26 protein-coding genes and 1 tRNA gene are annotated in these 24,018 nt (G+C 71.0%); 11 read left to right on the forward strand and 16 right to left on the reverse strand.

Going from position 1 to position 24,018, the window contains the following annotated elements:
* Window positions 1-78 precede the first annotated feature (78 nt).
* The 10 genes from C9I47_RS12835 to C9I47_RS12880 form a co-directional block, all read right to left on the reverse strand.
* Window positions 79-576 carry a hypothetical protein gene (locus C9I47_RS12835; protein WP_111267092.1) on the reverse strand — a complete coding sequence of 166 codons (498 nt, stop codon included), beginning with the start codon at window positions 574-576 and terminating at the stop codon, window positions 79-81.
* The gene (locus C9I47_RS12840; RefSeq protein WP_111267093.1) at window positions 573-1,259 is read right to left on the reverse strand and encodes a TetR/AcrR family transcriptional regulator; all 687 of its coding nucleotides are present in this window, start codon (window positions 1,257-1,259) and stop codon (window positions 573-575) included. Before C9I47_RS12840 ends, C9I47_RS12835 begins: the two co-directional genes overlap by 4 nt.
* 512 nt (window positions 1,260-1,771) lie before the next feature.
* On the reverse strand, window positions 1,772-2,863 hold the full coding sequence (gene ychF, locus C9I47_RS12845) for a redox-regulated ATPase YchF (protein WP_111267094.1): 1,092 nt from the start codon (window positions 2,861-2,863) through the stop codon (window positions 1,772-1,774).
* Between the two features lie 94 nt (window positions 2,864-2,957).
* Window positions 2,958-3,539 (reverse strand): aminoacyl-tRNA hydrolase, encoded by a 582-nt coding sequence (gene pth, locus C9I47_RS12850; protein WP_111267095.1) that lies wholly within the window; start codon window positions 3,537-3,539, stop codon window positions 2,958-2,960.
* Window positions 3,540-3,608: 69 nt separating this feature from the next.
* Entirely contained in the window at window positions 3,609-4,262 is a 654-nt protein-coding gene (locus C9I47_RS12855; RefSeq protein ID WP_111267096.1) for a 50S ribosomal protein L25/general stress protein Ctc, read from the reverse strand.
* 121 nt (window positions 4,263-4,383) lie between these two features.
* Window positions 4,384-5,343 (reverse strand): ribose-phosphate diphosphokinase, encoded by a 960-nt coding sequence (locus C9I47_RS12860; protein ID WP_111267097.1) that lies wholly within the window; start codon window positions 5,341-5,343, stop codon window positions 4,384-4,386.
* Window positions 5,344-5,483: 140 nt separating this feature from the next.
* Window positions 5,484-5,560, reverse strand: a tRNA-Gln gene (locus C9I47_RS12865).
* Between the two features lie 50 nt (window positions 5,561-5,610).
* A complete protein-coding gene (gene ispE / locus C9I47_RS12870) occupies window positions 5,611-6,492 on the reverse strand; it encodes a 4-(cytidine 5'-diphospho)-2-C-methyl-D-erythritol kinase (protein ID WP_111267098.1) in 882 nt (293 codons plus the stop codon).
* A 49-nt stretch (window positions 6,493-6,541) separates the two neighbouring features.
* Window positions 6,542-7,198 (reverse strand): lipoprotein insertase outer membrane protein LolB, encoded by a 657-nt coding sequence (gene lolB, locus C9I47_RS12875; RefSeq protein ID WP_223250128.1) that lies wholly within the window; start codon window positions 7,196-7,198, stop codon window positions 6,542-6,544.
* A gap of 32 nt (window positions 7,199-7,230) precedes the next feature.
* Window positions 7,231-9,024 carry a tetratricopeptide repeat protein gene (locus C9I47_RS12880; protein ID WP_111267099.1) on the reverse strand — a complete coding sequence of 598 codons (1,794 nt, stop codon included), beginning with the start codon at window positions 9,022-9,024 and terminating at the stop codon, window positions 7,231-7,233.
* A gap of 253 nt (window positions 9,025-9,277) precedes the next feature.
* On the opposite strand from C9I47_RS12880, the gene hemA reads away from it, so the two are divergent.
* The 4 genes from hemA to C9I47_RS12900 all read left to right on the forward strand — a co-directional run bounded on the left by hemA (window position 9,278) and on the right by C9I47_RS12900 (window position 14,760).
* Window positions 9,278-10,558, forward strand: coding sequence for a glutamyl-tRNA reductase (gene hemA, locus C9I47_RS12885; RefSeq protein WP_111267100.1), 1,281 nt, complete (start codon window positions 9,278-9,280; stop codon window positions 10,556-10,558).
* Between the two features lie 60 nt (window positions 10,559-10,618).
* Window positions 10,619-11,704 (forward strand): peptide chain release factor 1, encoded by a 1,086-nt coding sequence (prfA, locus tag C9I47_RS12890; protein WP_111267101.1) that lies wholly within the window; start codon window positions 10,619-10,621, stop codon window positions 11,702-11,704.
* A 534-nt stretch (window positions 11,705-12,238) separates the two neighbouring features.
* Window positions 12,239-13,042 carry a GNAT family N-acetyltransferase gene (locus tag C9I47_RS18165; RefSeq protein ID WP_190238504.1) on the forward strand — a complete coding sequence of 268 codons (804 nt, stop codon included), beginning with the start codon at window positions 12,239-12,241 and terminating at the stop codon, window positions 13,040-13,042.
* On the forward strand, window positions 13,039-14,760 hold the full coding sequence (locus tag C9I47_RS12900; protein ID WP_111267102.1) for an O-linked N-acetylglucosamine transferase, SPINDLY family protein: 1,722 nt from the start codon (window positions 13,039-13,041) through the stop codon (window positions 14,758-14,760). The genes C9I47_RS18165 and C9I47_RS12900 overlap by 4 nt, the downstream gene beginning before the upstream one ends.
* On the opposite strand, the gene C9I47_RS12905 is transcribed toward C9I47_RS12900, so the two are convergent.
* From C9I47_RS12905 to C9I47_RS12915, 3 genes are all read right to left on the reverse strand, one after another.
* Window positions 14,757-15,143 (reverse strand): nuclear transport factor 2 family protein, encoded by a 387-nt coding sequence (locus tag C9I47_RS12905; protein WP_223250129.1) that lies wholly within the window; start codon window positions 15,141-15,143, stop codon window positions 14,757-14,759. The two genes, C9I47_RS12900 and C9I47_RS12905, sit on opposite strands and share 4 nt — an antisense overlap.
* Complete coding sequence (locus C9I47_RS12910; RefSeq protein WP_111267104.1) at window positions 15,133-15,696, reverse strand: hypothetical protein; 564 nt, start codon at window positions 15,694-15,696, stop codon at window positions 15,133-15,135. The genes C9I47_RS12905 and C9I47_RS12910 overlap by 11 nt, the downstream gene beginning before the upstream one ends.
* 109 nt (window positions 15,697-15,805) lie before the next feature.
* Entirely contained in the window at window positions 15,806-16,156 is a 351-nt protein-coding gene (locus C9I47_RS12915) for a hypothetical protein (RefSeq protein ID WP_141480717.1), read from the reverse strand.
* Between the two features lie 231 nt (window positions 16,157-16,387).
* Between C9I47_RS12915 and C9I47_RS12920 the strand changes: the two genes are divergently transcribed.
* Window positions 16,388-17,515 carry an alpha/beta fold hydrolase gene (locus tag C9I47_RS12920; RefSeq protein WP_111268135.1) on the forward strand — a complete coding sequence of 376 codons (1,128 nt, stop codon included), beginning with the start codon at window positions 16,388-16,390 and terminating at the stop codon, window positions 17,513-17,515.
* 271 nt (window positions 17,516-17,786) lie between these two features.
* On the opposite strand, the gene C9I47_RS12925 is transcribed toward C9I47_RS12920, so the two are convergent.
* The gene (locus C9I47_RS12925) at window positions 17,787-18,890 is read right to left on the reverse strand and encodes an alkene reductase (RefSeq protein WP_111267106.1); all 1,104 of its coding nucleotides are present in this window, start codon (window positions 18,888-18,890) and stop codon (window positions 17,787-17,789) included.
* A gap of 51 nt (window positions 18,891-18,941) precedes the next feature.
* On the reverse strand, window positions 18,942-19,367 hold the full coding sequence (locus C9I47_RS12930; protein WP_111267107.1) for a VOC family protein: 426 nt from the start codon (window positions 19,365-19,367) through the stop codon (window positions 18,942-18,944).
* 103 nt (window positions 19,368-19,470) lie between these two features.
* Here C9I47_RS12930 and C9I47_RS12935 point away from each other — a divergent pair, with 103 nt between their 5' ends.
* The 6 genes from C9I47_RS12935 (at window position 19,471) to C9I47_RS12960 (ending at window position 23,728) form a co-directional block, all read left to right on the forward strand.
* Entirely contained in the window at window positions 19,471-20,415 is a 945-nt protein-coding gene (locus C9I47_RS12935) for a LysR family transcriptional regulator (RefSeq protein WP_111267108.1), read from the forward strand.
* A 9-nt stretch (window positions 20,416-20,424) separates the two neighbouring features.
* A complete protein-coding gene (gene moaB / locus C9I47_RS12940; protein WP_111267109.1) occupies window positions 20,425-20,943 on the forward strand; it encodes a molybdenum cofactor biosynthesis protein B in 519 nt (172 codons plus the stop codon).
* Window positions 20,944-20,947: 4 nt separating this feature from the next.
* A complete protein-coding gene (locus tag C9I47_RS12945) occupies window positions 20,948-21,322 on the forward strand; it encodes a helix-turn-helix domain-containing protein (RefSeq protein ID WP_111267110.1) in 375 nt (124 codons plus the stop codon).
* A gap of 35 nt (window positions 21,323-21,357) precedes the next feature.
* Window positions 21,358-22,128, forward strand: a complete 771-nt coding sequence (gene ppk2 / locus C9I47_RS12950) for a polyphosphate kinase 2 (protein WP_111267111.1) — start codon at window positions 21,358-21,360, stop codon at window positions 22,126-22,128.
* Between the two features lie 231 nt (window positions 22,129-22,359).
* Window positions 22,360-23,073, forward strand: coding sequence for a sigma-70 family RNA polymerase sigma factor (locus C9I47_RS12955; protein WP_190238505.1), 714 nt, complete (start codon window positions 22,360-22,362; stop codon window positions 23,071-23,073).
* Window positions 23,066-23,728: an NrsF family protein gene (locus C9I47_RS12960; RefSeq protein ID WP_111267113.1), complete on the forward strand. Its 663-nt coding sequence runs from the start codon at window positions 23,066-23,068 to the stop codon at window positions 23,726-23,728. Before C9I47_RS12955 ends, C9I47_RS12960 begins: the two co-directional genes overlap by 8 nt.
* A 17-nt stretch (window positions 23,729-23,745) precedes the next feature.
* Here C9I47_RS12960 and C9I47_RS12965 read toward each other — a convergent pair whose 3' ends face one another.
* Window positions 23,746-24,015: an acylphosphatase gene (locus C9I47_RS12965; protein ID WP_111267114.1), complete on the reverse strand. Its 270-nt coding sequence runs from the start codon at window positions 24,013-24,015 to the stop codon at window positions 23,746-23,748.
* Between the last annotated feature and the right edge of the window lie 3 nt (window positions 24,016-24,018).

Genomic DNA, 24,018 nt, shown 5'->3' on the forward strand with positions numbered 1-24,018 from the left:
GAAGCGGATGCACGGGTAGCGCACAAGGATATACGCAGATCCGGCGCAAGCGAAGATGCGGAGTGTGGCCGCGACACCCTAGCCGCCCATCGCCGCACGGGTCGCGAAGACGACGATGGCCAGCGCCAGCAGCGCGAGAGCGGCGCCCAGCGGCCACGGCAGCGAAGCCGCGCGCCCGTCCACAGCGCGCATGGACGCGCTTCGGGCCGGTCCGATCGATGCCACGGCCAGGGCCACGCCCAGACCGACACCAAGCCACTCCAGCGCCGACAGCAATGCCGACATGGGGCTCGGCGTCACCGGAAAGACCGCCCCCAGGTCGAGCAGATAGACGCCGGCGAACACCAGTCCCGCCAGGGCCGAAAGGCCATGACCACGGCCCTTGCGCGCCACCGCTACGGCGAGCACGAGGCTGCCCAGACCCAGCACCGTCAGCAGCGCGTTGAACGCCGCGAGCACGAAGGCCGGATAGGCGCTGAAATCGCGGGTCTCGACGAAGCCGCCGGGCACCATCAGGGCCAGGTTTACGGTCGAGGCGACCAGCAGGACGACAACAACGAGGCGACGGACATTCATCGGATCACGCCTTGCCAGGAGGGGAAGGACTCGTGCGCGGTGTCGGACACCGCATCGACCGAGGCCAGCATCGCGATCACCAGCCCGACCGCACGCCGGTTGAGATCGAGCACCGCCGCCTCGTCCAGGTCCTGCGCGTCCAGCGCGAACCAGCGATCGATCTCGCGGGCGACCGCGAAAGCCACGTCGGTCAACAGCGCCAGCGGCAGATCCGAACGCACCGCGCCAACCTGCTGACCGATCTCGATCGTTCGCCCGAGCCGGTCGCGCAGGGTCGCGAGCAGGTCGGCGACCGCCACCTGGGCCGCGGTCTCGCGATGGATGCCGCGCCCCAGCTCGGCCAGGCGCGGGTTGTGTTTCAGGACGCGGGTCAGCCGTCCGAACAGCGCTTCCATCTCGCGCCAGTAGGCCTCGGCCGAGTCCGGCTCCGGCAAGCCCGTATCGAGCAGGCCCGCGAGCTCACCGAGCGCACGCTCGATCACCGCGCGATACAGCTCGCCCTTGTCGGCGAAGTAGTAGTAGGCCTGCCCCTTGCTGAGACCGGCGCTGGCGAGGATCCGGTTCAGCGAAGCGGCCGCGAATCCGTGCGCCCTGAACTCGGCCTCGGCGATGTCCAGCCAGGCGCCGCGCTGGGCCGGGAAAAGTTTCTGCAGGCGCTCTCGCGCCCGATGCCTGCGACTCATGGACGACTTCGTGTGAGGGGGTACATGGCGGCCGTCTCGTCTTGAGCCGGTCCGAGCGGACGGGCAATTTAGACCAGCAGTCTAAGCGGCGTCAACGCAACTGCGGCGACGGAATCGCGGACACAGGCATGCGCGCACCGGCCGCCGGCGCGCATCGATCTGTCCAGGAGGAGAAGGGTCGGCCGTGCCGGGCGCATCGACCCGGGCGTCATCGCTACCAGGGCCGCCGGTTCGAACGATGCAACCGCGGGCGCGCCGCGGGCTGGAAACCGCCCCCGCCGGAAGCGACCGGTGGAGGACGGGCTACGGCGCCCTGAGCCGGCCCTGAGCCGGCGCGGCGACGCGCGGCCACTGCTGGACGCGTGGCCGCCCGCGCTCAATCGGCCACCGCGATTGCCGCCACGCCCCGGCCGGATCGAAGGACGATCGGGCCGGATATCGGACGGCCCCGGCGTTGAACGGGGCCGGACGTCGAACGGGTCAAACGTTGAACAGGTCAGGCGTTGAACGGGTCAGACGTTGAAGCGGAAGTGCAGCACGTCGCCTTCCTGGACCCGGTATTCCTTGCCTTCCAGGCGCATCCGCCCGGCCTCGCGCGCACCGGCCTCGCCCTTGTACTGGATGAAGTCGGCGTAGGCGATGGTCTCGGCGCGGATGAAGCCCTTCTCGAAATCGGTATGGATCACCGCCGCCGCCTGCGGTGCGGTCGCGCCCTTCTTCACCGTCCAGGCGCGCACTTCCTTGACCCCGGCGGTGAAGTAGGTCTGCAGACCCAGCAGGGTGTAGGCGGCGCGGATGACCCGGTTCAGGCCCGGCTCTTCCAGGCCGAGGTCGGTCAGGAAGGCGTCGCGATCGGCATCGTCGAGCTGGGCCAGCTCTTCCTCGATCGCCGCCGACACCGGCACCACCTCGGCGCCCTCGCCCGCGGCCCGCGCCCGCACCGCGTCCAGGTGCGGATTGTTCTCGAACCCGTCCTCGAGCACGTTGGCGACGTACATCACCGGCTTCAGGGTCAGCAGGAACAGGTCGCGGACCACGACCAGGTCGTCCTCGGACAGGTCCAGCGCGCGCGCCGGCCTACCGGCATCCAGCCCTTCGCGGATGCGACCGAGCACCTCGACCCGGACCTTGGCCTCCTTGTCCCCCGACTTGGCGGTGCGCTCGGCGCGTTGCAGCGCCTTCTCGACCGACTCCAGGTCGGCCAGCGCCAGCTCGGTGTCGATGGTGTCGATGTCGGAGATCGGATCGACCTTGCCGGACACGTGGACGACGTCGCCGTGCTCGAAGCAGCGCACCACGTGGGAGATCGCGTCGACTTCGCGGATGTGGGCGAGGAACTTGTTGCCCAGGCCCTCGCCCTTGGCCGCGCCGGCGACCAGGCCGGCGATGTCGACGAACTCCATCGCGGTCGGGAGCAGCTTCTGCGGCTTGACGATCTCCGCCAGCGCGTTCAGGCGCGGATCGGGAACCGGCACGACCCCGACATTGGGTTCGATCGTGCAGAACGGAAAGTTGGCCGCCGCGATCCCGGCCTTGGTCAGCGCGTTGAAAAGGGTCGACTTGCCGACGTTCGGCAGGCCGACGATGCCGCATTTGATGCCCATGTCTGGAAATCCGGACTCGTGATTCGGGATTCGGGATTCGCCGCCCACCATTCGCGGTGCGGGAATCCCGAATCCCCAATCGCCAATCCTGTCGCTAGTCCTTCTTCGTGTGCAGGCGCTTCATCGCTTCGCTGTAGTCGCCGGCGACCGCCAGCGGCAGCACGTCGATCGCGTCGTCGATGGCGCGCAGGATCAGGGTCTCGTCCTCGCCGCTGGGACGGCCCAGCACCCACGGCGTGACCTTGTCCTTGTGGCCGGGGTGGCCGATGCCGATGCGCAGGCGATGAAAGCCGCCGTGCCCGAGCAGGCGCATGATGTCGCGCAGGCCGTTCTGGCCGCCGTGGCCACCGTCGAACTTGAGCCGGGCGGTGCCCGTCGGCAGATCCAGCTCGTCGTGGGCCAGCAGCGCCTGGGCCGGCTCGAACTTCCAGAACCGCAGTGCCGCGGTCACCGACTTGCCGGACAGGTTCATGAAGGTGGCCGGCTTCAGCAGCCACACCGGCTGGCCGCCGATCTCGACCCGGCAGGTCGAGCCGAACAGCTTGGAGTCGACGTTGAAACGACCGCCCAGGCGGTCCGCCAGGGCGTCCACAAACCAGAACCCGGCGTTGTGCCGGGTCCGGGTGTGCTCGGGACCGGGATTGCCCAGCCCGACGATGAGGCGAAGTCCCGCCATCGATACGGAAACGATGCAATCGGCGTGCGCCGACGCCCCCGCCCGTGCGGGAGCGTCGACACGGCGCGATTACTCCTCGCCCTTCTCGACCTTGGACGCCGGCACTTCGGCCGAGTCTTCCTCGGCGGCCGAATCCTCGGCCTCGACGCGACCGGCGCGGGCCACGACCACCGCCACGTCGTGCTCCTTGCCGAGCTTGAGCTCGGGGATCTCGACGCCCTTGGGCAGCTTCAGCTCGGACAGGTGGATGGTCTCGCCCAGCTTCAGCTCGCTCAGATCGACCTCGATGAACTCGGGCAGATTCTTCGGCAGGCAGCTGATCTCGATCTCGTTCAGCTCGTGGGTCACGACCACGTCGGCGGCCTTGCCGGCCGGCGACTTGTCTTCGTTGGCGAAGTGCAGCGGCACGCGGGTGCGCAGCGCCTGACCGGCGGTGACGCGCTGGAAGTCCAGGTGCATGATCAGCTGCTTGTACGGATGGCGCTGCATGTCGCGCAGCAGGACCTTCTCCGACTTGCCGTCGATTTCCAGGTCGATGATCGACGAGTAGAACCACTCGTTCTGCTGGGCCAGCCAGGTCGGCTCGTGGTCGAGCTGGATGGACTTGGGCGCGGACTTGCCGCCGTAGACGATGGCCGGGATCACGCCGGCGTGACGAAGGCGGCGGCTCGCACCCTTCCCTTCATCGCTGCGGCTGACGGCCTTGAGGCTGTGTTCGGACATTTTGGTTACTCACTTTCACTAGCATTGATCCGCCTCGCGGCGGCTTGGATGACTCACCCGCGACCAGGTGAGCCGTTGTGCCCCGCGGCCGGAGCCACGGGGCGGATTCGATGCGACCGCGTCAGTCGACGTACAACGAGCTGACCGACTCGCCGAACGCGATGCGCCGGATCGTCTCGGCCAGCAGCTCGGCGACGCTGAGCTGGCGGATGCGGCCGGTGGCGCGGGCCGCCTCGGTCAGCGGGATGGTGTCGGTCACCACCAGCTCGTCGAGCTGCGACTTGGTCACATTGTCGATCGCCGCGCCCGACAGCACCGGGTGGGTGCAGTAGGCGACCACCTTGGTCGCGCCCTGCGCCTTGAGCGCATTGGCCGCGGCGCACAGGGTGCCGGCGGTGTCGACGATGTCGTCGACCAGCACGCAGGTCTTGCCCTCGACGTCGCCGATGATGTTCATCACCGTGGCGACGTTGGCGCGCGGGCGGCGCTTGTCGATGATCGCCAGGTCGGCGTCGTCGAGGCGCTTGGCGATCGCGCGGGCGCGGACCACGCCGCCGACGTCGGGGCTGACCACGATCAGGTTGTCGGTGCCATGCGCGCGCCAGATGTCGGCCAGCAGCAACGGCGAGGCGTACACGTTGTCGACCGGCAGATCGAAGAAGCCCTGGATCTGGTCCGCGTGCAGGTCGACGGTGAGCACCCGGTCGGTACCGACCGCGCTGAACATGCGCGCGGCGACCTTGGCGGTGATCGGCACGCGCGAGGAGCGCGGACGGCGATCCTGGCGGGCGTAGCCGAAGTACGGCACCACCGCGGTCACGTTGCTGGCCGAGGCGCGCTTGAGCGCATCCACCAGTACCAGCAGCTCGACCAGATTCTCCGCGCTCGGCGCGCAGGTCGGCTGGATCACGAAGACTTCCTGTCGACGTACGTTCTCCTCGATCTCGACCTGGACTTCCCCGTCGGAGAAGCGGCCGACGAGGGCCTTGCCCAGGCGGATGCCGAGTTCGCGGCAGACGGCCTGGGCGAGAGGACGGTTGGCGTTGCCACTGAACACCAGCAGGTTGCGGTCGGGTTGCACGATCGGACTCCGGCGATGTCGGCGTTCGTTTGGGAATGCTGCGTGGGCGATACGGCCCGCGCTGCCTGATGGACGAGTCCTTGGGTACGCCCCTATCAACCAGGCTTCACGAACCGGCTCCATACCCGCGGCGATGGAATTGGCAGGGGCGGTAGGATTCGAACCTACGAATGCCAGGATCAAAACCTGGTGCCTTAGGCCTCTTGGCGACGCCCCTGTTGCTTCCGACCACCATCCCCGCGGCCCATGCCGGCGCGCGCGGAGACTTCAGGTGCTGGCTGACGATGTATAGGCCTCGAGCGCATCCAGCAACGGCGATCGCGCCGCGCCGGCCGCCGCCCAGGCATTGAGCCCGGCAGGCAGCGTCGCCAGCGCGCGTCCGGCGGGTTCGAGGCCATCGAACTCGACGAAACAGCCACTGCCCGACCCGGTCAGACGTGGCCGACCGATCCGCGACAGCGCCGCGAAGACCGCCTCGACGGCGTCTTCCCGCGCGCGCAGGACCGGTTCGAACACGTTGCCGAGCGGAACGCCCGAAACGAAGTCCGTTATTGTCGCGGGCGGACAATCGCGCGTCAATTGCGGGGCGCGGAACAGCTCCGCGGTCGCCGCGTGGACGCCGGGGTCGGCGAGCACGTAGCCGGCCGGAGCCAGCTCGACCGGCTGCAGGGCCTCGCCCACGCCCTCGGCCCAGGCGTTGTGGCCCCGCACGAACACCGGCACGTCGGCCCCGAGCCGCAGCCCCAGAGCCGCCAGCGCATCGACGCCCAGACCGGCGCCCCACATCGCATCCAGGGCCACCAGCACGGTCGCCGCGTCGCTGGAACCGCCACCGAAGCCACCGCCCGCAGGAATGCGCTTTTCGACGACGATGTCCGCACCTTTGTCGATATTGGCGGCAGATTGCAGCAAGCCTGCCGCACGGACAGTGAGGTCATCGGCCGCCTCGACCCCCGCCACCGAGGCGCCGTGGCGGACGATACGACCATCGTCGCGAGGCCGCAGGCGGATCGTGTCGCCCCAGTCGAGCAGGCGGAACACGGTCTGCAACAGGTGATAGCCGTCGTCGCGGCGGCCGACGATGTGCAGGAACAGGTTCAGCTTGGCTGGGGCCGGCCAGGCGACCCAGCCGGCGGGATCCGGCCGCATGTCGAAACCTGAATCGCCGATCACCCAGGGGTTGCCACCGCGCGGGCGCTCAGTCGCCGCCACCGGTCGACTCCTCGAGGGCGCCGGCAGCGACCGCCTCCGGCATCTCGATGTCCCACTGGTCGACCACCAGCTTGACCCGAGCCTGACGGCCGTCGGCCCCGTCGCGGCGGGCATCGATCCGTCGCGGCAGCCCGGCCCCGTCGCCGGCTTCCGGCCAGCTGTACTCGATCCGCCAGCCGTCCTGCTGCAGCACCGCGAGCCGGCCGTCGGGACCGTAGGCCGCGTCGGACGGACCGCCGGCCGCGGCGCGCAGGCCCCGGGCCCAGTCGGCCAGGGCCGACACCGGCAGGTACCAGCCGGTGGTTTCGTAAAGCAGCTGACCGGCGTCGAAGCCGGTTCGCGGGCCGCCCTCCACGCCGTCCAGCATCGCACCGTCCGGGCCGCCGGCCAGTCGCCAGCTCTGGCGCGTCACCGGCGCGCTGAGACGGATATCAAAACGCGGGCCGTGCTGCTGCCATTCCAGCCGCCCGCTGCCGCCCTGGCCGTTCATCGACACCGCGACCCGGCCGCTCAAGGACCACTCGCCGACCGTCCGCAGCGCCTCTTCGCGCGCCTGCTGATGCGCGGCCGCGGCCGCCTGCGCCGCCGGCGGCAACGGCGCCTTCGGCATGCTGGCACAGCCGGCCAGCGCGACGACGAGCACGACCGCAGCCAAGCGCCCTGCCACGGCGACAGTCAAGCCGGTGCCCCGGCGTCGGCCGCGCCGGCATCCTGCGCGGCGTCCTCGCCGACCGGCGCCTCGACCGGCAAGCCGACGCTCTCCAGCGCGCGCCGCAACGACCGGTTGTCCGGGTCCAGCGCCCGCGCCTTGTCGAACACGCGGCGAGCCTCCTCGCGCCGCCCCAGCACCCACAGCACTTCGGCCAGGTGGGCGGCGATCTCGGCATCGTCCTGCATCGCGAACGCGCGGCGCAGCTCGATCACCGCCTCCTCGTTGCGACCCAGCCGGTACAACACCCACCCGTAGCTGTCGATGATCGCGGCGTTCTCCGGCTCAGCGGCGCGGGCACGGTTGATCAGCTCCAAGGCCTCCTGGTAGCGCTCGGTGCGGTCGGCCAGGGTGTAGCCCAGGGCGTTCAGCGCCGCGGTGCTTTCCGGGTCGATCACCAGGATCTTGCGAAAGTCCGCCTCGGCGCGGGCGATGTCGTCGCGCCGCTCCCACGCCAGCGCGCGGGCATAGAGGATGTCCAGCTCGTCCGGGAACGCGGCCAGGCCGCGCGCGAACGCATCCAGCTCACCGGCCGGGTCCTTGTCCTCCTCGCGCAGCGCGGCCTCGAGCAGGTAGGCATCGCGACGGACATCGTCCTCGGCGGCGGCATCGGACTGGATCCCGCGCAGCAGGTCGTAAGCCTCCTGTTTGCGATCGAGCTTGTGCAGCACCGTGCTGGTGCGCAGCCGGGCCTGCCAGCGCGCGGCCCCGCCGGGGACGCCGGCGTACCACTCCAGGGCCTCGTCGTTGCGCTCGAGGAACTCGGCGATCTGGCCGAGCAGCATCCGCCGGCGCGGGTCCGGGCGTCCGGCGTCGCGCCGCAGCTCGTCGTACAGCGCGCCCAGGGCCTGCTTGTCCTCGGCCTGGGCCAGCAGCGAGGCGCGGAACGCGTAGATCTGCTCGCTCTGCGGCCCCTCGGCCAGGGTGCGCTCGGCCCGATGCAGGTCGCCGAGGCGTTCGTACTCGTTGGCCAGGCTCTGCCGCAGCAACGGATCGTCTGCGGCGACCTCGATGCCGTCGAGGACCTCGCGCGCCTGTTCGGGCTTGCCGGCCTCGCGCAGCTGACCGGCATGCAGCAGGGCGACCCGGGGCTCGCCCGGGAAGCGCTCGATCACCCGGGCGACGATGTCCTCGACCACCTCCGGCGCATCCAGGCGCAACGCCAGGCCGCCGAACGCCATCCACGCCTCCAGCACCTGCGGGATGCGGTCGCGGCGGACCAGGTATTCGAGCACCTGCGCGCTCAGGCGCGGGTCGTGGCTGCCGGTGGCCAGGACCCCGAAGGCATGTCGCCAGCCGTCTCGCCCCGGCATCGCCAGCAGTGCCGACAACTGTCGGCGCGCCGCACGCTGGCGGCCCTGGCGCAACGACAGCGCCGCCTCGGACGCCATCAGGCTGCCGGCCTGCTCCGGGTCCTGCTCGCCGCCCAGCTCGCGCCACAGCGCCAGCGCCTCGGCGGTCCCGGTGTCGTCCTTGGCCAACAGGGCGATGCGGGTGGCGCGCTCGGCCAGGGCCGGGTCGCGGGCATCGCGCGCGGCCTGCAGGTACCAACCGGCCGCCTCGTCCAGACGCCCGGCCTGCAGCGCGAACTCGGCCGCCAACAGCGGCTCCAGCGCGCGCACCGCCGGATCGTCGCTGGCCGACGGGGGCGCCAGCTCGGGTGCGGGCGGCCCCGAGCCGGCGGCAGGCTCGGCGGCATGCAGCGTCGGCAGACCGGTCAGGACCAGGGCAATGGCAAGGGTGACGAGGCTCGGTCGCATCGAATCAGCGGGCTCCCATGGGGTCGGACGGTGGAATTCGGACAGCGGTTTCGGACGGGACGGAACGGGGGCGGCGGCGGCGGACGGGCCGGCCGCGTGAACGAATCCGGCGCTTCGGCGAGCCCAAGCCGTCCGGGCCCGGGTAGAATGTCGGCCTTCGGAAGCCAGCAGCTTATCGCAAGCACCTGAACGGGAAAGCCGACGCGCCCCGGCATTCGATCGCCACGCGCCCGCCCCCGAACGAGAACCGCCCGTGAGTTTGTTCGTCCTCGGCATCAACCATCAGACCGCGCCGGTTTCGCTGCGCGAACGGGTGGCGTTTGCCGGCGACGCGATCGGGCCGGCGCTGGGCGCGGTCCGCGCCCTGCCCGGTGTCCGCGAGGCGGCGCTGCTGTCGACCTGCAATCGCACCGAGTTGTATGCGGTCGCCGAGGGCGACGGCAGCGTGCTGGCCGACTGGCTGGCGACCCACCCCGACGATACCGGCGACCTGCACGGCTATCTGTACCGGCACGCCGATGCCGACGCCGTGCGCCATCTGTTCAGGGTCGCGACCGGGCTCGATTCGCTGGTCCTCGGCGAACCGCAGATCCTCGGCCAGGTCAAGGATGCCTGGGCCACCGCGCGCGGCGCCGGCAGCCTCGGCGGTCAGCTCGACCGGTTGTTCCAGCACGCGTTCTCGACCGCCAAGCGCGCCCGCACCCATACCCGGATCGGCACCAACCCGGTGTCGGTCGCGTCGGCCGCGGTGCGACTGGCGCAGGAATCGTTCGCCCGGCTGGAGGATTCCACGGTGCTGCTGATCGGCGCCGGCGAGACCATCGAGCTGGCCGCGCGCCACCTTGCCCAGGCCCGCGCCAAGCGCCTGCTGGTCGCCAACCGCACCCTCGCCCACGCGCAGGAGCTGGCCAGCCGCCACGGCGGCGTCGCGCTGCCGCTGAGCGAACTCGACAAGCACCTGGACGAGGCCGACATCGTGTTGTCGGCCACCGCCGCGCAACAGCCGATCCTGCACCGCCCCCAGGTCGCCGCCGCGCTGGCGCGACGCCGGCACCGACCGATGCTGCTGCTGGACCTGGCGGTGCCGCGCGACATCGCCGCCGAGGTCGCCGAGCTGGCCGACGTCTACCTCTATACCGTCGACGACCTGGAACGCACGATCGAGGACAACCGCCGCGGCCGTCGCGAGGCGGCCGACGAGGCCGAGGCGATCATCGACCTGCAGGTCGCGCGCTACGTCGAGAATCTCGCCGCCAGCACCCGCACCGAGCCGCTCAAGCGGCTGCGCGCGCACGGCGAGGCGGCCAAGGCCGAGGTGCTGGCGCGCGCGCGCCAGCAACTGGCCGCCGGCGGCGACCCCGACGAACTGCTGGGCTATCTCGCCCATACCCTGACCAACCGGCTGCTGCACGCGCCCACCGTCGCCCTGCGCGAGGCCGCGCTGACCGGCAACGCCGAGCTGGGCCGGGCGGTCGACAAGCTGTTCCCGCAGGACGCGCCCGGCGCGCGGGACGACGAGGAGCGGGAGCGCTAGCGGGCCTGTCGCCCATACTGCGTCTTCCGCTCCCGTCCACTCCCACGCCCGGTCCGTCCCATGCTGGAAACCCTCCGCCGCAAACTCGAAGCCCTGGTCGAACGTCGCGAGGAGCTCGAACGCCTGCTCGCCGACCCCGACGTGATCGGCAACGCCCGGCGCTTCCGCGGACTGTCGCGCGAGTTCGCCCAGCTCGAACCGGTCGCGCTGGCCCTGGCCGAGGAGACACGCGCCCGCGACGACCTCGCCACCGCCGAGGCGATGCGCGCCGACCCGGAACTGCGCGAGCTGGCCGACGAGGAGATCGCCTCGGCCAACGCGCGGCTGGAGCGGCTCGACCGCGAGCTGCTTTCGCATCTGGTGCCGAAGGACCCGCGCGACGACGGCGACCTGTACCTGGAGGTGCGCGCCGGCACCGGCGGCGACGAGGCCGCGATCTTCGCCGGCGACCTGTTCCGGATGTATTCGCGCTACGCCGAGCGCCAGGGCTGGCGGGTCGAGGTCGAGTCGGCCAACCCCGGCGAGCACGGCGGTTTCAGGGAAGTGATCGCCCGGGTCGAGGGCCAGGGCGCGTACTCGAAGCTGAAGTTCGAATCGGGCACCCACCGCGTGCAGCGGGTGCCGGAGACCGAATCGCAGGGCCGCATCCATACCTCGGCGGCGACGGTGGCGATCATCCCGGTCGAGCCGGAGGGCGAGCCGATCGTGATCAGCCCGGCCGATCTCAAGGTCGACACCTTCCGGTCCAGCGGCGCCGGCGGCCAGCACGTCAACAAGACCGACTCGGCGATCCGCATCACCCACCTGCCCAGCGGCATCGTGGTCGAGAGCCAGACCGAGCGCAGCCAGCATGCCAACCGCGACAAGGCGATGAAGCGGCTGCAGGCGATGCTGGCCGAGGCGCAGGCTGCGCAGGCCGCCGCCGCCCAGGCCGAGACCCGCAAGCTGCAGGTCGGCAGCGGGGACCGCAGCCAGCGCATCCGCACCTACAACTTCCCGCAGGGACGGATCACCGACCATCGCGTCGACGGCCTGACCCTGTACGACCTGCCCAACATCGTCGAGGGCGAGCTCGATGCGCTGATCGAGCGCCTGCAGGCCGAGCACCAGGCCGACGAACTCGCGCGCCTGACCGCCGGTTCCTGAGCCCGCACGGCCGTCCCCGCCGCGCGCCAGAACCGCAGGAGCGGCGCAAGCCGCGAGCCCCGGGTTCCGGAGGCAGACCCCATCGCGGCTTACGCCGCTCCTACCGGGTCAAGGCGCGTGCCCCAGCCCCCTGAGTCAGGGGGCGATTCGCGCGTAGCGCGAATGGGGGTGTGGCAGCGCAACGGCGGGGCCCAAGGTTTGCGCAGCAAACCTTGGGAGATATCCGGGCGCAGCCGGATATCGTTCCCCCCTGAGTCAGGGGGCGATTCGCGCGCAGCGCGAATGGGGGTGTGGAAGCGCAACGGCGGGGCCCGAGGTTTGCGCAGCAAACCTTGGGAGATATCCGGGCGCAGCCGGATATCGTTCCCCCCTGAGTCAGGGGGCGATTCGCGCGCAGCGCGAATGGGGGTGTGGAAGCGCAACGGCGGGGCCCGAGGTTTGCGCAGCAAACCTTGGGAGATATCCGGGCGCAGCCGGATATCGTCCCATCGGGCTTCTACAATATCCGCCACGACCGCCCTCACGGACGTACCGATGACCACGACCATCCGCCGCGCGACGCTGACCGATCTGGACATGCTGGTCCCGCTGTTCGACGCCTACCGGCGCTTCTATGGCCAGCCCGGCGACCTGCCGCGCGCCCGCGGCTTCCTGCAACAGCGACTGCAGCAGGCCGAGTCGACCGTCCTGCTCGCGTACGTGGACGAGGTCCCGGCCGGCTTCGTCCAGCTCTATCCGTCGTTCTCTTCGGTACGCACCGCGCGCGTGTGGATCCTCAACGACCTCTACGTCGATCCGGCCGCGCGACGTCGCGGCGTCGCCCGCGCCCTGCTGGAAACCGCCGAACGCTTCGCCCGCGAAGGTGGCGCCAGCGGCCTGATGCTGGAAACCTCGCGCGACAACGCCGCCGCGCGCGCGCTGTACCGCGAAGCCGGCTGGCACGAAGAGGCGACCCAGTGGTATGCCTTGTCGTTCGACGACGCCGCGGCCGAGGAGTCGCTGTTCGTCTATGGCACCTTGCAGGACGCCCAGGTCCAGCGACGGCTGTTCGGCCGCACCCTTTCCGGCAGCGCCGACGCCCTGCCCGGCTATCGGCTCGATTGGCTGGAGCTGCGCGACCCGGCCGCGGTGGCGACAAGCGGCATCCTCCGCCACCCGATCATCCACGCCAGCAGCGCCGACGGCGACCGGGTCGCCGGCATGCGCCTGCAACTGAGCGCGGCCGAACTCGCGCATGCGGACGCCTACGAGGGCGACGACTACCGGCGCGTGCGGGTGACCCTGGCCTCCGGGGTCCAGGCCTGGGCCTACGCGGCGCCGTCGCTGGCACCGGCGTGAACGACCCCCGCCCTGCCCTGCGGGAACGCCTGCGCCTGCGTCCAGGCGACGCCCATGCCTGGATCCTGCTCGGCGATGCCGAGCTGGAAGCCGGCGACGCCCGTGCCGGCGAGGCCGCCTGCCGGCGCGCGCTGGCGCTCGCCCCCGGCCACCCGGAGGCGCTGGCCCGGCTCGGTCGCGCGCAGTCGCTGCAGGGGCGTCACCACGAGGCCGCCGACAGCCTGCGCGGTGCTGCCGGGGCGGCGCCGCGGCATCCCGGCATCCAGGTCTGGCTCGCCCACGTGCTGGAGGACACCGGCGAGGCCGAGGCCGCCGCCGATGCCTATGCCCGGGCCCACGCGCTGGCGCCGGAGGAGCCGATGCTGGCCGCCTACCTGCTGGCCTGGCGCCGCAAGCTCTGCGACTGGCGCGAGCTCGACCGCCTTGCCGCCCAGGTCCGCGGCGCGGTCGCCCGCGGTCGCGCCGCGATCGAACCGTTCGCCTTCCTCAGCGAGGACGGCAGTGCCGCCGAACAATTGCAGTGCGCGCGCCTGCGCGCGGCGGCGATCGCCCACCAGGTCCGCCCACTGCCACCGGCACCGCCGCGCACCCGCCCCGGCCCAATCCGAGTCGGCCTGCTGTCCAACGGCTTCGGTGCGCACCCGACCGGACTGCTGACGGTCGCGATGCTGGAAGCGCTGCGCGCCGGCGAGGACGGCATCGACCCGCACCTGTTCGCGCTCAACCCCGATGACGGCAGCGCGATCCGTCGACGCCTGGCCGCGGCGCCCCGGGTCCACGACGTCGCCGGCCGCTCCCACCAGGCGGTCGCCCAGTGCATCCGCGACGCCAGCATCGACGTGCTGTTCGACCTGCGCGGCTGGGGCGGCGGCGGCATGCCGGAAGTGCTGGCGATGCGCCCGGCGCCGGTCCAGGTCAACTGGCTGGCCTACCCGGGCACCTCGGGCGCGCCCTGGATCGACTTCGTTCTGGCCGACGGCTTCGTGCTGCCGGCAGCACTGGAGGCGCACTTCAGCGAGCGCGTCGTGCGCCTGCCGCGTTGCTTCCAGCCCTCCGATACCCGCCGCGCCGTCCCGCCGGCGCCATCGCGCGAGGACTGCGGGCTGCCCGGCGGCGACGCGCAGGCGGGCGTCGTCTATTGCTGCTTCAACAACAGCTACAAGCTGAACCCGACCAGCGTCGACCGTGCCCTGGCGGTGCTGGCGCAGGTGCCTGGCAGCGTCCTGTGGCTGCTGTCCGGTCCCGGCCGTGCCGACGCGCGCCTGCGCGAGCATGCGCAAGCGCGCGGGATCGACCCGGCGCGACTGGTATTCATGCCCAAGCAGCCGCACGCCGACTACCTCGCGCGCCTGCAACTGGCCGACCTGTTCCTCGATACCGGCCCCTACAATGCCCATACCACCGCCTCGGACGCACTGTGGGTCGGCTGCCCGGTGCTGACCCGTCCGGGCGCGACCTTCGCCGCGCGCGTCGCCGGCAGCCTCAACCATCACCTGGGCCTGGACGCGATGAATGTCGACAGCGACACCGCCTTCATCGACACCGCGGTGCGGCTGGGACGCGATCCACAAGCGCTGGCCGCGCTGCGTGCCGAGCTCGCCCACAGGCGCGACAGCAGCGGCCTGTTCGACATGGACGCCTTCGCCGCCGACTTCGCCACCGCGGTGCGGCGGATGGCCGCGACTGCGGAACACGGCGCGACGGCCGCTCCGCGCTAGCTGCGATCGACGATCAGGCCGATCTTTCCATCGGCGAACGCGAACTCGGACCGTCCAGTCATCTCCAGCACGCTGCCGGCCTTCGGTCCATCGGCGATGTCCGCCGCCAGCACGCCGCGGTAGGCGATCTCGACCACGACCCGGCCGGCCTCGCTGCGGCGCGCGATCACCCGTTGCTCGCGCTCGCGGAACAGCGCCGCGGCGTGTTCGGCGAGCTGACGGAACCCGTCGATGCCATCCGCCTGCGCGGTCAGCTGCCCTCCGGCGTGGTTCTCGAAGCGGATGCCCGGCGCCAGCAGCGCCAGCATGCCGTCGACATCGAACCGGTTGTAGGCCGCGATATAGCGCTCGACCAGACCCAGGCGGGCGGCCTCATCCATCATTCCGTCCGCTCCTGGAAACCGGCGACGGCTCGCGGCCGTCGGTTGCCTCGATCCGGCCATAGCGGTAGCGATAGATCAGCCGCCGGATGCCGCTGCTGCCGAGTATCAGCACCAGCGCAATCAGCAGCTCCACCCCGGTCGTCACCATCCCCGCGACCTGGTCGTTGGTCAACTCGAGTTCGAAGGCGTCCGCCTGCCCGAGCCTGAGCCAGAACGTCAGCCAGTACACCGCATCGGCGAGCCCGGTGGCCAGGAACCACAATCCGAGCAGGGTGATGCCGATCGAGAACGCGGTGGGCGCATCCAGCGCCTGCTCCGAACGCGGCTCGCGCATCACCGGCAACAGCTTGCGCGCCACCGTCAACGGGAAGAACCACAGCAGACCGACCAGGCACAGCGAGAACGCGACCACCAACAGGTACAACCAGAACCAGGTCTGGCCGCCGGGCTGCGATATCCCGACCACCATCCCGGGAATTTGGCCAATGGCGGCGAACAGCATGTAGACCGCGAAAAGCCGCGTCGCGACCGCGATGTAATCCTCTCTGCTCATTTCGACTCCCTGCTTTTCAACTTCCTGCTTTTCAGCGTCCCGCTCCGTCGGCCGGCCCGGTCCGCACCCGTTCCCGGCGGTCGTACGGCCTCCGCGTACGGCGTGCCGCTCATCCCGAAGCTCCGAGCTGGAGGACCGGAAGGTACAGCACGAAAAAGGCGATCGGTGCGATCACGGCAAGCGCCAGCGTGCCGATCAGCATCGCAATCAATCCACGTCGCTTCGGGTTCGGCCACTTGAACCAGGCCAGCAGCACCAGCACCGGCAACACCCAGAACACCGCGCCATGATCGACGAACAGCCGGGCGATCACCGGCAATTCGATGCCGAAGGACTGGGCGACGCTGAGAAAACCGGGGGTGGCCGCGACCGGAATCGCCGCCGCCACGATCGAGCACAACAGGCCGATCACCAGCCGTGTCCGGCCGCGCCTCTTCCCCGTCTCCGCTTTCGTCGTCATCGCGTCCTCCATGACCGCTCAAGGGCCCGGATCCTGCTGGCCCGGACCGCACACCGATACCGGACTCTACCGCCTGACGCCTGCACGCGACACCGTCGCCGGCTCATGCCTCCATCGGGAAGAACACGCACCCCTGGCCCGGGCAGGCACGGGAGCGACCTCGTCGATACACCACCGGCACCGTGACGACCTGCAGGGTTGCCGGACATGTCCGGCGACTACGATGCGGCCATGAAGACAATCCTGTTCAGCGTCGCCCTCACCGCCCTTGCCGCCCTCTCCAGCGCCCGCGCCCAGGACTGTCCGGACATCGCGCCGTACCAGCCCGCGCGCGAGGTGATCGCCGACCTGACCCGGATCGTCGCCCCCGACGGCGTGCAGGAATCGTTCACCGCAAACATCGGCGGCGTCGAGCAGTACATCAATGCGCGCGGCCAGGACCGCGACAACCCGGTGATCCTGTTCGTGCACGGCGGCCCCGCCTCGCCGCTGACCCCCAGCCTGTGGCAGTTCCAGCGGCCGCTGGAGGAGTACTTCACGATGGTCACCTGGGACCAGCGCGCGGCCGGCCGGACGTTCAACCTGTCCAACCCGGAGAAGATCGCCGACACCATCCGCATCCCGCGCTACATCGACGACGCGATCGAGGTCGCCGAACACGTCCGCGAGCGCTACGGCAAGCGCAAACTGATCCTGATGGGCCACAGCTGGGGCACCATCGTCGGCATGGGCGCGGCCTTGAAGCGGCCCGACCTGTTCCACGCCTATGTCGGCATCGGCCAGGTGATCGACGTGCAGGAGAACGAGCGGATCAGCTTCGACTACGCGCTCGAGCAGGCCCGCCGCGACCGCAACGAAGCAGCGGTGCGGGCGCTGGAGGCGATCGCGCCCTACCCCGGCGATACCCCGCTGACCCGCGAACGCATCGTCACCGCGCGGATCTGGGCCCAGCACTACGGCGGCATGAGCGCGTTCCGCGACGAGACCAACCTGTACTTCTATCGCGCCGGCCGACTGTCGCCGGACTACGACGCCGCCGACGTCTGCGCGATCGACCGCGGCAACGTGTTCACCCTGGGCCGCATCCTCGACGCCTTCCTCCAGGTCGACTACAGCGGTGTCGAGCGGTTCCCGATTCCGGTGGTGATGCTGATGGGCCGGCACGACTACACCACGCCCTCGCAGCCGACCGCCGACTGGCTGGACGCGGTCGACGCGCCCTACAAGCGCGGCATCTGGTTCGAGCGCTCCGCGCACATGGTGCCGTGGGAGGAGCCGGGCAAGACCCTGGTGAGCCTGCTGGAAACGGTGCGACCGATCGCGATCGAGGACGAGGCGCGGACGCCGTCCAGGCCCTGAGCCGCCGGCGCCTCCGCCGACCGCTCCGGGACGCCCGCCCAACGGCACGAACGGAACAGGCCGGGACGATTGCCCGACCCAGCCCGCGCGATCGTCGGGCGACGCCTCCGCCATCCGGAGGCCTTCGCCGGAACTGGAGTTCCACCACCCGCGCTACTGGCCCACCTCGCCCAGGCCCTGGACGTGCTCGGCCCCGGCCAGGACCTCCGCAGAGCTGCCCTCGAAGGCATCGCCGATGGGTTGCGCGCGGCGGCCCAAGCAGCCGCCGCGCTCAGGCGGCGGCGCTGGCCGGGTAGCTGGTATAGCCCTGCGCGTCGCCACCGAACAGCGAAGCACCGTCGTAGTCGGCCAGCGGCAGGCCCTCGCGCAGGCGTCGCGGCAGGTCGGGATTGGCAATGAACGGACGGCCGAACGCGACCAGGTCGGCCAGTCCGTCGTCGAGGATGGCGTCGGCACGCGCGCGGTCGTACTTGCCGGCGACGATCACCGCCCCGCGGTAGGCCGCGCGGACCGCTTCGCGGAACCGGCGCTCGAACTGCGGCGCATCGTCCCAGTCGGCCTCGACCAGATGCAGGTAGGCGACACCGGCCGCGTCCAGGTGGCGCGCGGCCTCGATCAGGGTCGGCAGGATGTCCGGGCAGGCCATCCCGCGCGCGGTCAGGAACGGCGCCACCCGCACGCCGGTGCGTTCGGGACCGACCTCCGCGGCCACCGCATCCACCACCTCCTTGAAGAAGCGCAGCCGGTTCTCGCGGGAGCCGCCGTAGCCGTCGCTGCGCGTATTGGACGAGGTGCGCAGGAACTGGTCGATCAGATAGCCGTTGGCGCCGTGGATCTCCACGCCGTCGAAGCCGGCCCGCATCGCCCGCCGCGCCGCGGCGCGGAAGTCGTCGACGATCGCGGCGATCTCCTCCGGCTCCAGCGCGCGCGGGGTCGGACAGGCGACCATGCCGCCCTGCCCGGTGGCGGGATCGACCATCCAGACCGCCCCGTCGAACGGCAGCGCCGACGGCGCCACCGGCAGCGCACCGTCGTGGAAGTCCGGATGCGACATGCGGCCGACGTGCCACAGCTGCAGGAAGATGCGACCGCCGGCGGCGTGCACGGCGTCGGTGACCTGGCGCCAGCCCGCCACCTGCGCCTCGCTGTGGATGCCGGGCGTGAACGAGTAACCCTTGCCCTGCGGCGAGATCTGGGTCGCCTCGCTGACGATCAGTCCGGCCCCGGCACGCTGCGCGTAGTACTGCGCGTTCAGGGCATTGGGCACGTCGCCGGGCTGGGTGCTGCGGGCGCGGGTCATCGGCGCCATCACGATGCGGTTGCGCAGATCGAGGGCGCCGAGCCGGAAGGGAGAGAACAGCTGCGGGTCTGACATGGTGGATTCCTGTTGCGAGTGGGGGAAGTGGCGGAGGCCGCCGGTCCGGCTTCAGACGGCACGCCGTGCCAGCCGGCTGAGATAGGCGGCCGCTGGCCGCGCCGGGTCGGCCGGCGTATCGAGTTCGATCACCAGTCCGCCGGGCACCGGCACGAAGATCTGCACGTCGCCATCCTCCGGCACCACCGCGACCTCGTAGTCGAGGCCGGCCGCGTCGAGACGGGCCAGCACCGCATCGGCAGGCTCGTCGCTACGGAAGGCGACGTGCCCGATCCGGACCGCCGGGCCTGCCGCGGCCGGCGCCTGGACCAGGTGCAGCAGGGCGGCCGGGGCGTCGCCGTAGAGCCATTGGCCGGGAAACGGGAACGGCGGCCGTCTGCCTTCGCGCAGACCCATCACCTCGGCGAACAGGCGGCGCGCGGGCGAATCGCTGCCGACGTGCAGGTTGACGTGATCGAAGCGGAAGGCGGGAGACATGGGCGGCAGGCACTGGGCTGATTCGACGTGACGCCAATTTCAGCTATCTTTGCGGGAAGAAAAAGCGCCCCGCCAAAACCTCTGTTTCAAATCTGGATTGAAAATGAAGGCGCTCGCCGACCTCCGTCTGTTCGTCCTCGCCGCCCGCCTGGGCAGCCTCTCGGCCGCGGCACGCCAGCTCGACATCAGCCCTGCGGTCGCCAGCGCGGCGATCAAACGGCTGGAGGCCGAACTCGACACCCGCCTGTTCGTGCGCTCCACCCGCGCCCTGCGCGCCACCGCCGAGGGCGAACGCTTCCTTGCGCACGCGCACGAGGCGCTGCGCGCGCTCGACGAGGGCGTGCAGACCCTGCGGGGCGAAGGCGCCGAGCTGCGTGGCGAGCTGCGCATCTCGGCGCCCTCGGACTTGGGCCGGCACGTACTGCTACCGTGGCTGGACGCGTTCCAGCAGGCGCATCCGGCCCTGCAGCTGCGCCTGTACCTGTCCGACCGCATCGCCGACATCTACCGGCAACCGGTGGACGTCGCGCTGCGCTACGGGCCGCCGCCGGACTCGTCGCTGGTCGCGCTTCCGATCCATGCCGACAACCGTCGGGTGCTGGTGGCGTCGCCGGCCTACCTCGCCCGCGCCGGAGCACCAAGCCATCCGGAGGCGCTGCGCGATCACAACTGCCTGCGCTTCATGCTCGCCGACGACCTGCATACCCAATGGCGCTTCACCGCGGCCGACGGCAAGCCGCTGGCGGTGGCGGTGGACGGCGACCGCGTCAGCGACGACGGCGATGCGGTACGACGCTGGGCGCTGGCCGGCCACGGCATCGCCTACAAGTCCTGGCTGGACGTCGCCGAGGACGTCGCCGCCGCGCGCCTGCAACTGCTGTGCGCGGACTGGAGCGGCGAACCCTCGCCGCTGCACCTGATCAGTCCGGATCGCCGCCTGATCGGACCGGCGGTGCACCGGTTGCGCGGATTCCTGGTCGACAGATGCCGGGCGCTGGGTGCGCCGCCGCCTTCGCATCGAGGTCCGGCGCGGCCGGCAATGGGTTAGGCTCGCGGCATGACCGCATCCGCCGATTTCCTCCCGCTCTCGCTGTGCGTACTGACCGTGTCCGACAGCCGCACCCCCGCCAACGACAGCTCCGGCGACTACCTCGCGCAGGCCCTGGCCGATGCCGGCCACCGCCTCGCCGCGCGCGCCCTGCTGCCGGACGACAAGTACCGGCTGCGGGCGACGGTCTCGCAATGGATCGCCGACGACGCGGTGGACGGCATCCTGGTCACCGGCGGCACCGGCTTCACCGGCCGCGACTCCACTCCCGAGGCGTTGATGCCGCTGCTGGACAAGCGGATGGACGGCTTCGGCGAGCTGTTCCGCGCGATCAGCTTCGAGGAGATCGGCACCTCGACCCTGCAGTCGCGCGCGTTCGCCGGCCTGGCCAACGGCACCTTCGTGTTCGCCCTGCCCGGCTCGACCTCTGCCTGCCGCACCGGCTGGGAGAAGATCATCCGCGCCCAGCTCGACGCCCGCACCCGTCCCTGCAATCTCGCCAATCTGAAGCCACGTCTGAAGGAGTAGTCCGATGGCCATCGACCAGACCCTGCGCCTGCTGGCGCGCGCCCGCGGCCTGAGCGTCAGCGACATCGCCACCGCGATTCCGCGCGCCGGCGTCGCCACGGTCAATGCCTGGCTCAAGGGCGACAAGCTGCCCGGCCAGGACCAGCTCGACGCGCTGGCACGGACCTTCGGAGTCCCCGCCGGCGCCCTGCTGGCCGAACTGGCCAGCAGCCTGGACCCGGCCCGCACCCCGGGCGAGCACGACCTGCTCGCCGCCTACCGCGCGCTCAACACCCGCCAACAGGGCGCCCTGCTCGAGGTCGCGCGAACGATGGCCGGGCATCCGTCGCCCCGCAAGCGCGGCACCCCCCGCAAGGGCGGCGCGCGCCGGAAAGGCTGAGCCCGCCGGCCGCCGTCACGACGAAGAAGGGATCGATGAAGAAGAAGCAATACGAACAGGCACTGGAACCGATGCAACTGGAGCTGGCGGCGGTCGCGCGCTGGCTGCAACACACCGGCAAGCGCCTGCTGGTGGTGCTCGAAGGCCGCGACACCGCCGGCAAGGGCGGCGTGGTCGGCGCGCTCAGCGACCACCTCAACCCGCGCCAGTGCCACACCGTCGCCCTGCCCAAGCCCAGCGATCGCGAGGCCGGCCAGTGGTACTTCCAGCGCTACGTGCCGCACCTGCCGGCGGCCGGCGAGATCGTGCTGTTCGATCGCAGCTGGTACAACCGTGCCGGCGTCGAGAAGGTGATGGGCTTCGCCAGCGAAGAGCAGGTCGCGCACTTCCTGAAACAGGTGCCGGTGTTCGAGAAGCTGCTGGTCGACGACGGCATCCTGCTGTTCAAGTACTGGCTGTGCTGCGACCAGGACAAGCAGGAGGAGCGCTTCGCCGAACGGCTGGAGGACCCGCTCAAGCGCTGGAAGCTCTCGCCGATCGACCTGAAGGCGCGCGAGCGCTACCAGGCCTACACCGACGCCCGCGAGGCGATGCTGGAGGCCACCCACAGCAAGCACGCGCCCTGGACCCTGGTCGATTTCAACGACCAGAAGCGCGGTCGCCTGACCCTGATCCGCGACCTGCTCGACCGCCTGCCCGACCGTGAGGTGCCGACGCCCGAGATCGAGTACCCGCCACTCGGGCATCCGCCGCTGGAAGAACGCTACCGGGCGCTCAAACCGATCCGGAACTTCGACGACGACTGAGTGCCGCGACGCGGCCGCCACCGCGGGCCCGCGTAACCTTTTCCGCCCCCATCCGAATCCACATGGCATCGGCACCGGGACGATGCGCGTCCCCGCCCCGCATGGAGGAACCGGACATCGTCGCCCATCCTGACGCCGCGGCCGCGCCCGCGGGCGGGCGTTTTGCGGGTCGGCGGCGACAAGGTCATCATGGGCACCATCGTCCCCTTTGCCCGGACATCCCCGTCACCGATGTCCCCTGAACAGCCAACGGCCGGAGCGCCACGCTCCGGCGACCATCGCGACCGCCCGGTCGACGCGGTGCCGTGGGAGCGGCTGATGGAACAGGCGCAGGACGGCGACCGCGTCGCCTACCACACGCTGCTGCAATCGATCACGCCCTACGTGCGGGCGATCGCCCGCCGCCACCTCGGCCCCGGCGAGGACACCGAGGATGCGGTGCAGGAGATCCTGATGATCGTCCACGGCATCCGCCATACCTACGAGCGCGGACGCCCGTTCAAGCCGTGGCTGGGCACGATCGCCAGCCGCCGCTGCATCGACCTGCTGCGCAAGCGCGCGCACCGTCTGCGGCACGAGTTCGACGACTTCGACGCCGTCCCCGAACACCTGTGGGGCGCCCCCGGCGACAACGCCGCAACGCCGATGGACGAGGCCAGCCGGGCGCAATCGGCACGCGAGGTGCACGAAGCGGTCGAGGCCCTGCCCGAACGCCAGCGCGAGGCGGTCCGCCTGCTGCGACTGAAGGAGCTGTCCCTGAGCGAGGCCGCCGAATTCAGCGAACAGAGCACCGGCGCGCTGAAGGTCGCCTACCACCGCGCATTGAAGTCGCTGCGCAAGGCACTCGGCCACAGCGACGAAGCGCCGCCGGAAGCGCGCGACGACGATACCGGCCGCGGGCCGGGCAACACCCCCAGCAACACCACGGGTCACCGCCATGACTGACACCAACCGCCTGATCGATCACCTGGCCTCGCGCGGCAAGCGCGTGCGGCCGCTGGCCTCGCCGCTGCGGCGGACGCTGCTGTGGCTGGCGCTGGCGGCGCTGGTGCTGGCGTTGATCGTCGCCGTGAGCGGCCTCAACCCCGGCGCGGTGCGTGCGCTGCAGGCCCCGGCCGGACGCCTGGAGTGGATCGCCAGCCTGCTGGTCGGCGTGCTCGCCGCCTATGCCACCTTCCAGGTCAGCGTGCCGGGGCGCTCGCAGCGCTGGGCCCTGCTGCCGCTGCCTGCCCTGCTGCTGTGGCTGGGCGGCATGGGCTGGGGCTGCCTGCACGAGGTCGCCCTGCACGGCGCCTCGGCATTGTCCTTCCATGCCGACAGCGCCGAATGCGCGCAGGCGATCGCGCTGACCAGCCTGCCGTTGAGCCTGGTGATGCTGTTGCTGGTGCGCCACGCCGGCGTGGTCCGTCCGGCGATCACCGCGACCCTCGCCACCCTCAGCACCGCCGCCCTGGCCTCGGCCGGGGTCGGCCTGATCCATGCCGGGGAAACCATGCTGATGGTGCTGTTGTTCCACTTCGGCATGGTCGCGGTGCTCAGCGGCCTGAGCCTGCTGTTCAGTCGCCGCCTGTTCGCCTGGATCGGCTACGCGCCGCGCTGAACGCGGCCGTCATCACGCTAACCGACGGTGAAGCCCGGCCCGGACTCGTCCTCGCCGGCGGCCTCGCGCCGGACCGAGGCGACCCGGGCCTGCGGCGGGCCGTGCTGCAGCCAGGCGTCGAGGCTGTCGAGCGCGTCGGCGTCGCCGGCGGCCAGCACCTCGACCCGGCCGTCGGCCAGATTGCGGGCGTAGCCGCGCAGGCCCAGTTCCTGCGCGCGTTCGCAGGTCGAGGCGCGGAACCACACGCCCTGCACCTTGCCCGATATCCAGAACCGCGCGGCGGCCATCGC

The sequence above is a fragment of the Marilutibacter maris genome, assembly GCF_003233695.1.
GTDB classification, from domain to species: domain Bacteria; phylum Pseudomonadota; class Gammaproteobacteria; order Xanthomonadales; family Xanthomonadaceae; genus Marilutibacter; species Marilutibacter maris.

Coding starts and splice junctions, on each gene's coding strand:
- C9I47_RS12945 (WP_111267110.1), top strand. CDS start 20,948: ATGGCCATCGACCAGACCCTGCGCCTGCTGGCGCGCGCCCGCGGCCTG.
- C9I47_RS12930 (WP_111267107.1), bottom strand. CDS start 19,367: ATGTCTCCCGCCTTCCGCTTCGATCACGTCAACCTGCACGTCGGCAGC.
- C9I47_RS12935 (WP_111267108.1), top strand. CDS start 19,471: ATGAAGGCGCTCGCCGACCTCCGTCTGTTCGTCCTCGCCGCCCGCCTG.
- pth (WP_111267095.1), bottom strand. CDS start 3,539: ATGGCGGGACTTCGCCTCATCGTCGGGCTGGGCAATCCCGGTCCCGAG.
- C9I47_RS18165 (WP_190238504.1), top strand. CDS start 12,239: ATGACCACGACCATCCGCCGCGCGACGCTGACCGATCTGGACATGCTG.
- C9I47_RS12960 (WP_111267113.1), top strand. CDS start 23,066: ATGACTGACACCAACCGCCTGATCGATCACCTGGCCTCGCGCGGCAAG.
- C9I47_RS12840 (WP_111267093.1), bottom strand. CDS start 1,259: ATGAGTCGCAGGCATCGGGCGCGAGAGCGCCTGCAGAAACTTTTCCCG.
- C9I47_RS12880 (WP_111267099.1), bottom strand. CDS start 9,024: ATGCGACCGAGCCTCGTCACCCTTGCCATTGCCCTGGTCCTGACCGGT.
- ychF (WP_111267094.1), bottom strand. CDS start 2,863: ATGGGCATCAAATGCGGCATCGTCGGCCTGCCGAACGTCGGCAAGTCG.
- C9I47_RS12925 (WP_111267106.1), bottom strand. CDS start 18,890: ATGTCAGACCCGCAGCTGTTCTCTCCCTTCCGGCTCGGCGCCCTCGAT.
- moaB (WP_111267109.1), top strand. CDS start 20,425: ATGACCGCATCCGCCGATTTCCTCCCGCTCTCGCTGTGCGTACTGACC.
- C9I47_RS12835 (WP_111267092.1), bottom strand. CDS start 576: ATGAATGTCCGTCGCCTCGTTGTTGTCGTCCTGCTGGTCGCCTCGACC.
- C9I47_RS12915 (WP_141480717.1), bottom strand. CDS start 16,156: ATGACGACGAAAGCGGAGACGGGGAAGAGGCGCGGCCGGACACGGCTG.
- prfA (WP_111267101.1), top strand. CDS start 10,619: ATGCTGGAAACCCTCCGCCGCAAACTCGAAGCCCTGGTCGAACGTCGC.
- ppk2 (WP_111267111.1), top strand. CDS start 21,358: ATGAAGAAGAAGCAATACGAACAGGCACTGGAACCGATGCAACTGGAG.
- C9I47_RS12955 (WP_190238505.1), top strand. CDS start 22,360: ATGTCCCCTGAACAGCCAACGGCCGGAGCGCCACGCTCCGGCGACCAT.
- ispE (WP_111267098.1), bottom strand. CDS start 6,492: ATGCGGCCGGATCCCGCCGGCTGGGTCGCCTGGCCGGCCCCAGCCAAG.
- C9I47_RS12910 (WP_111267104.1), bottom strand. CDS start 15,696: ATGAGCAGAGAGGATTACATCGCGGTCGCGACGCGGCTTTTCGCGGTC.
- C9I47_RS12855 (WP_111267096.1), bottom strand. CDS start 4,262: ATGTCCGAACACAGCCTCAAGGCCGTCAGCCGCAGCGATGAAGGGAAG.
- C9I47_RS12905 (WP_223250129.1), bottom strand. CDS start 15,143: ATGATGGATGAGGCCGCCCGCCTGGGTCTGGTCGAGCGCTATATCGCG.
- C9I47_RS12920 (WP_111268135.1), top strand. CDS start 16,388: ATGAAGACAATCCTGTTCAGCGTCGCCCTCACCGCCCTTGCCGCCCTC.
- C9I47_RS12965 (WP_111267114.1), bottom strand. CDS start 24,015: ATGGCCGCCGCGCGGTTCTGGATATCGGGCAAGGTGCAGGGCGTGTGG.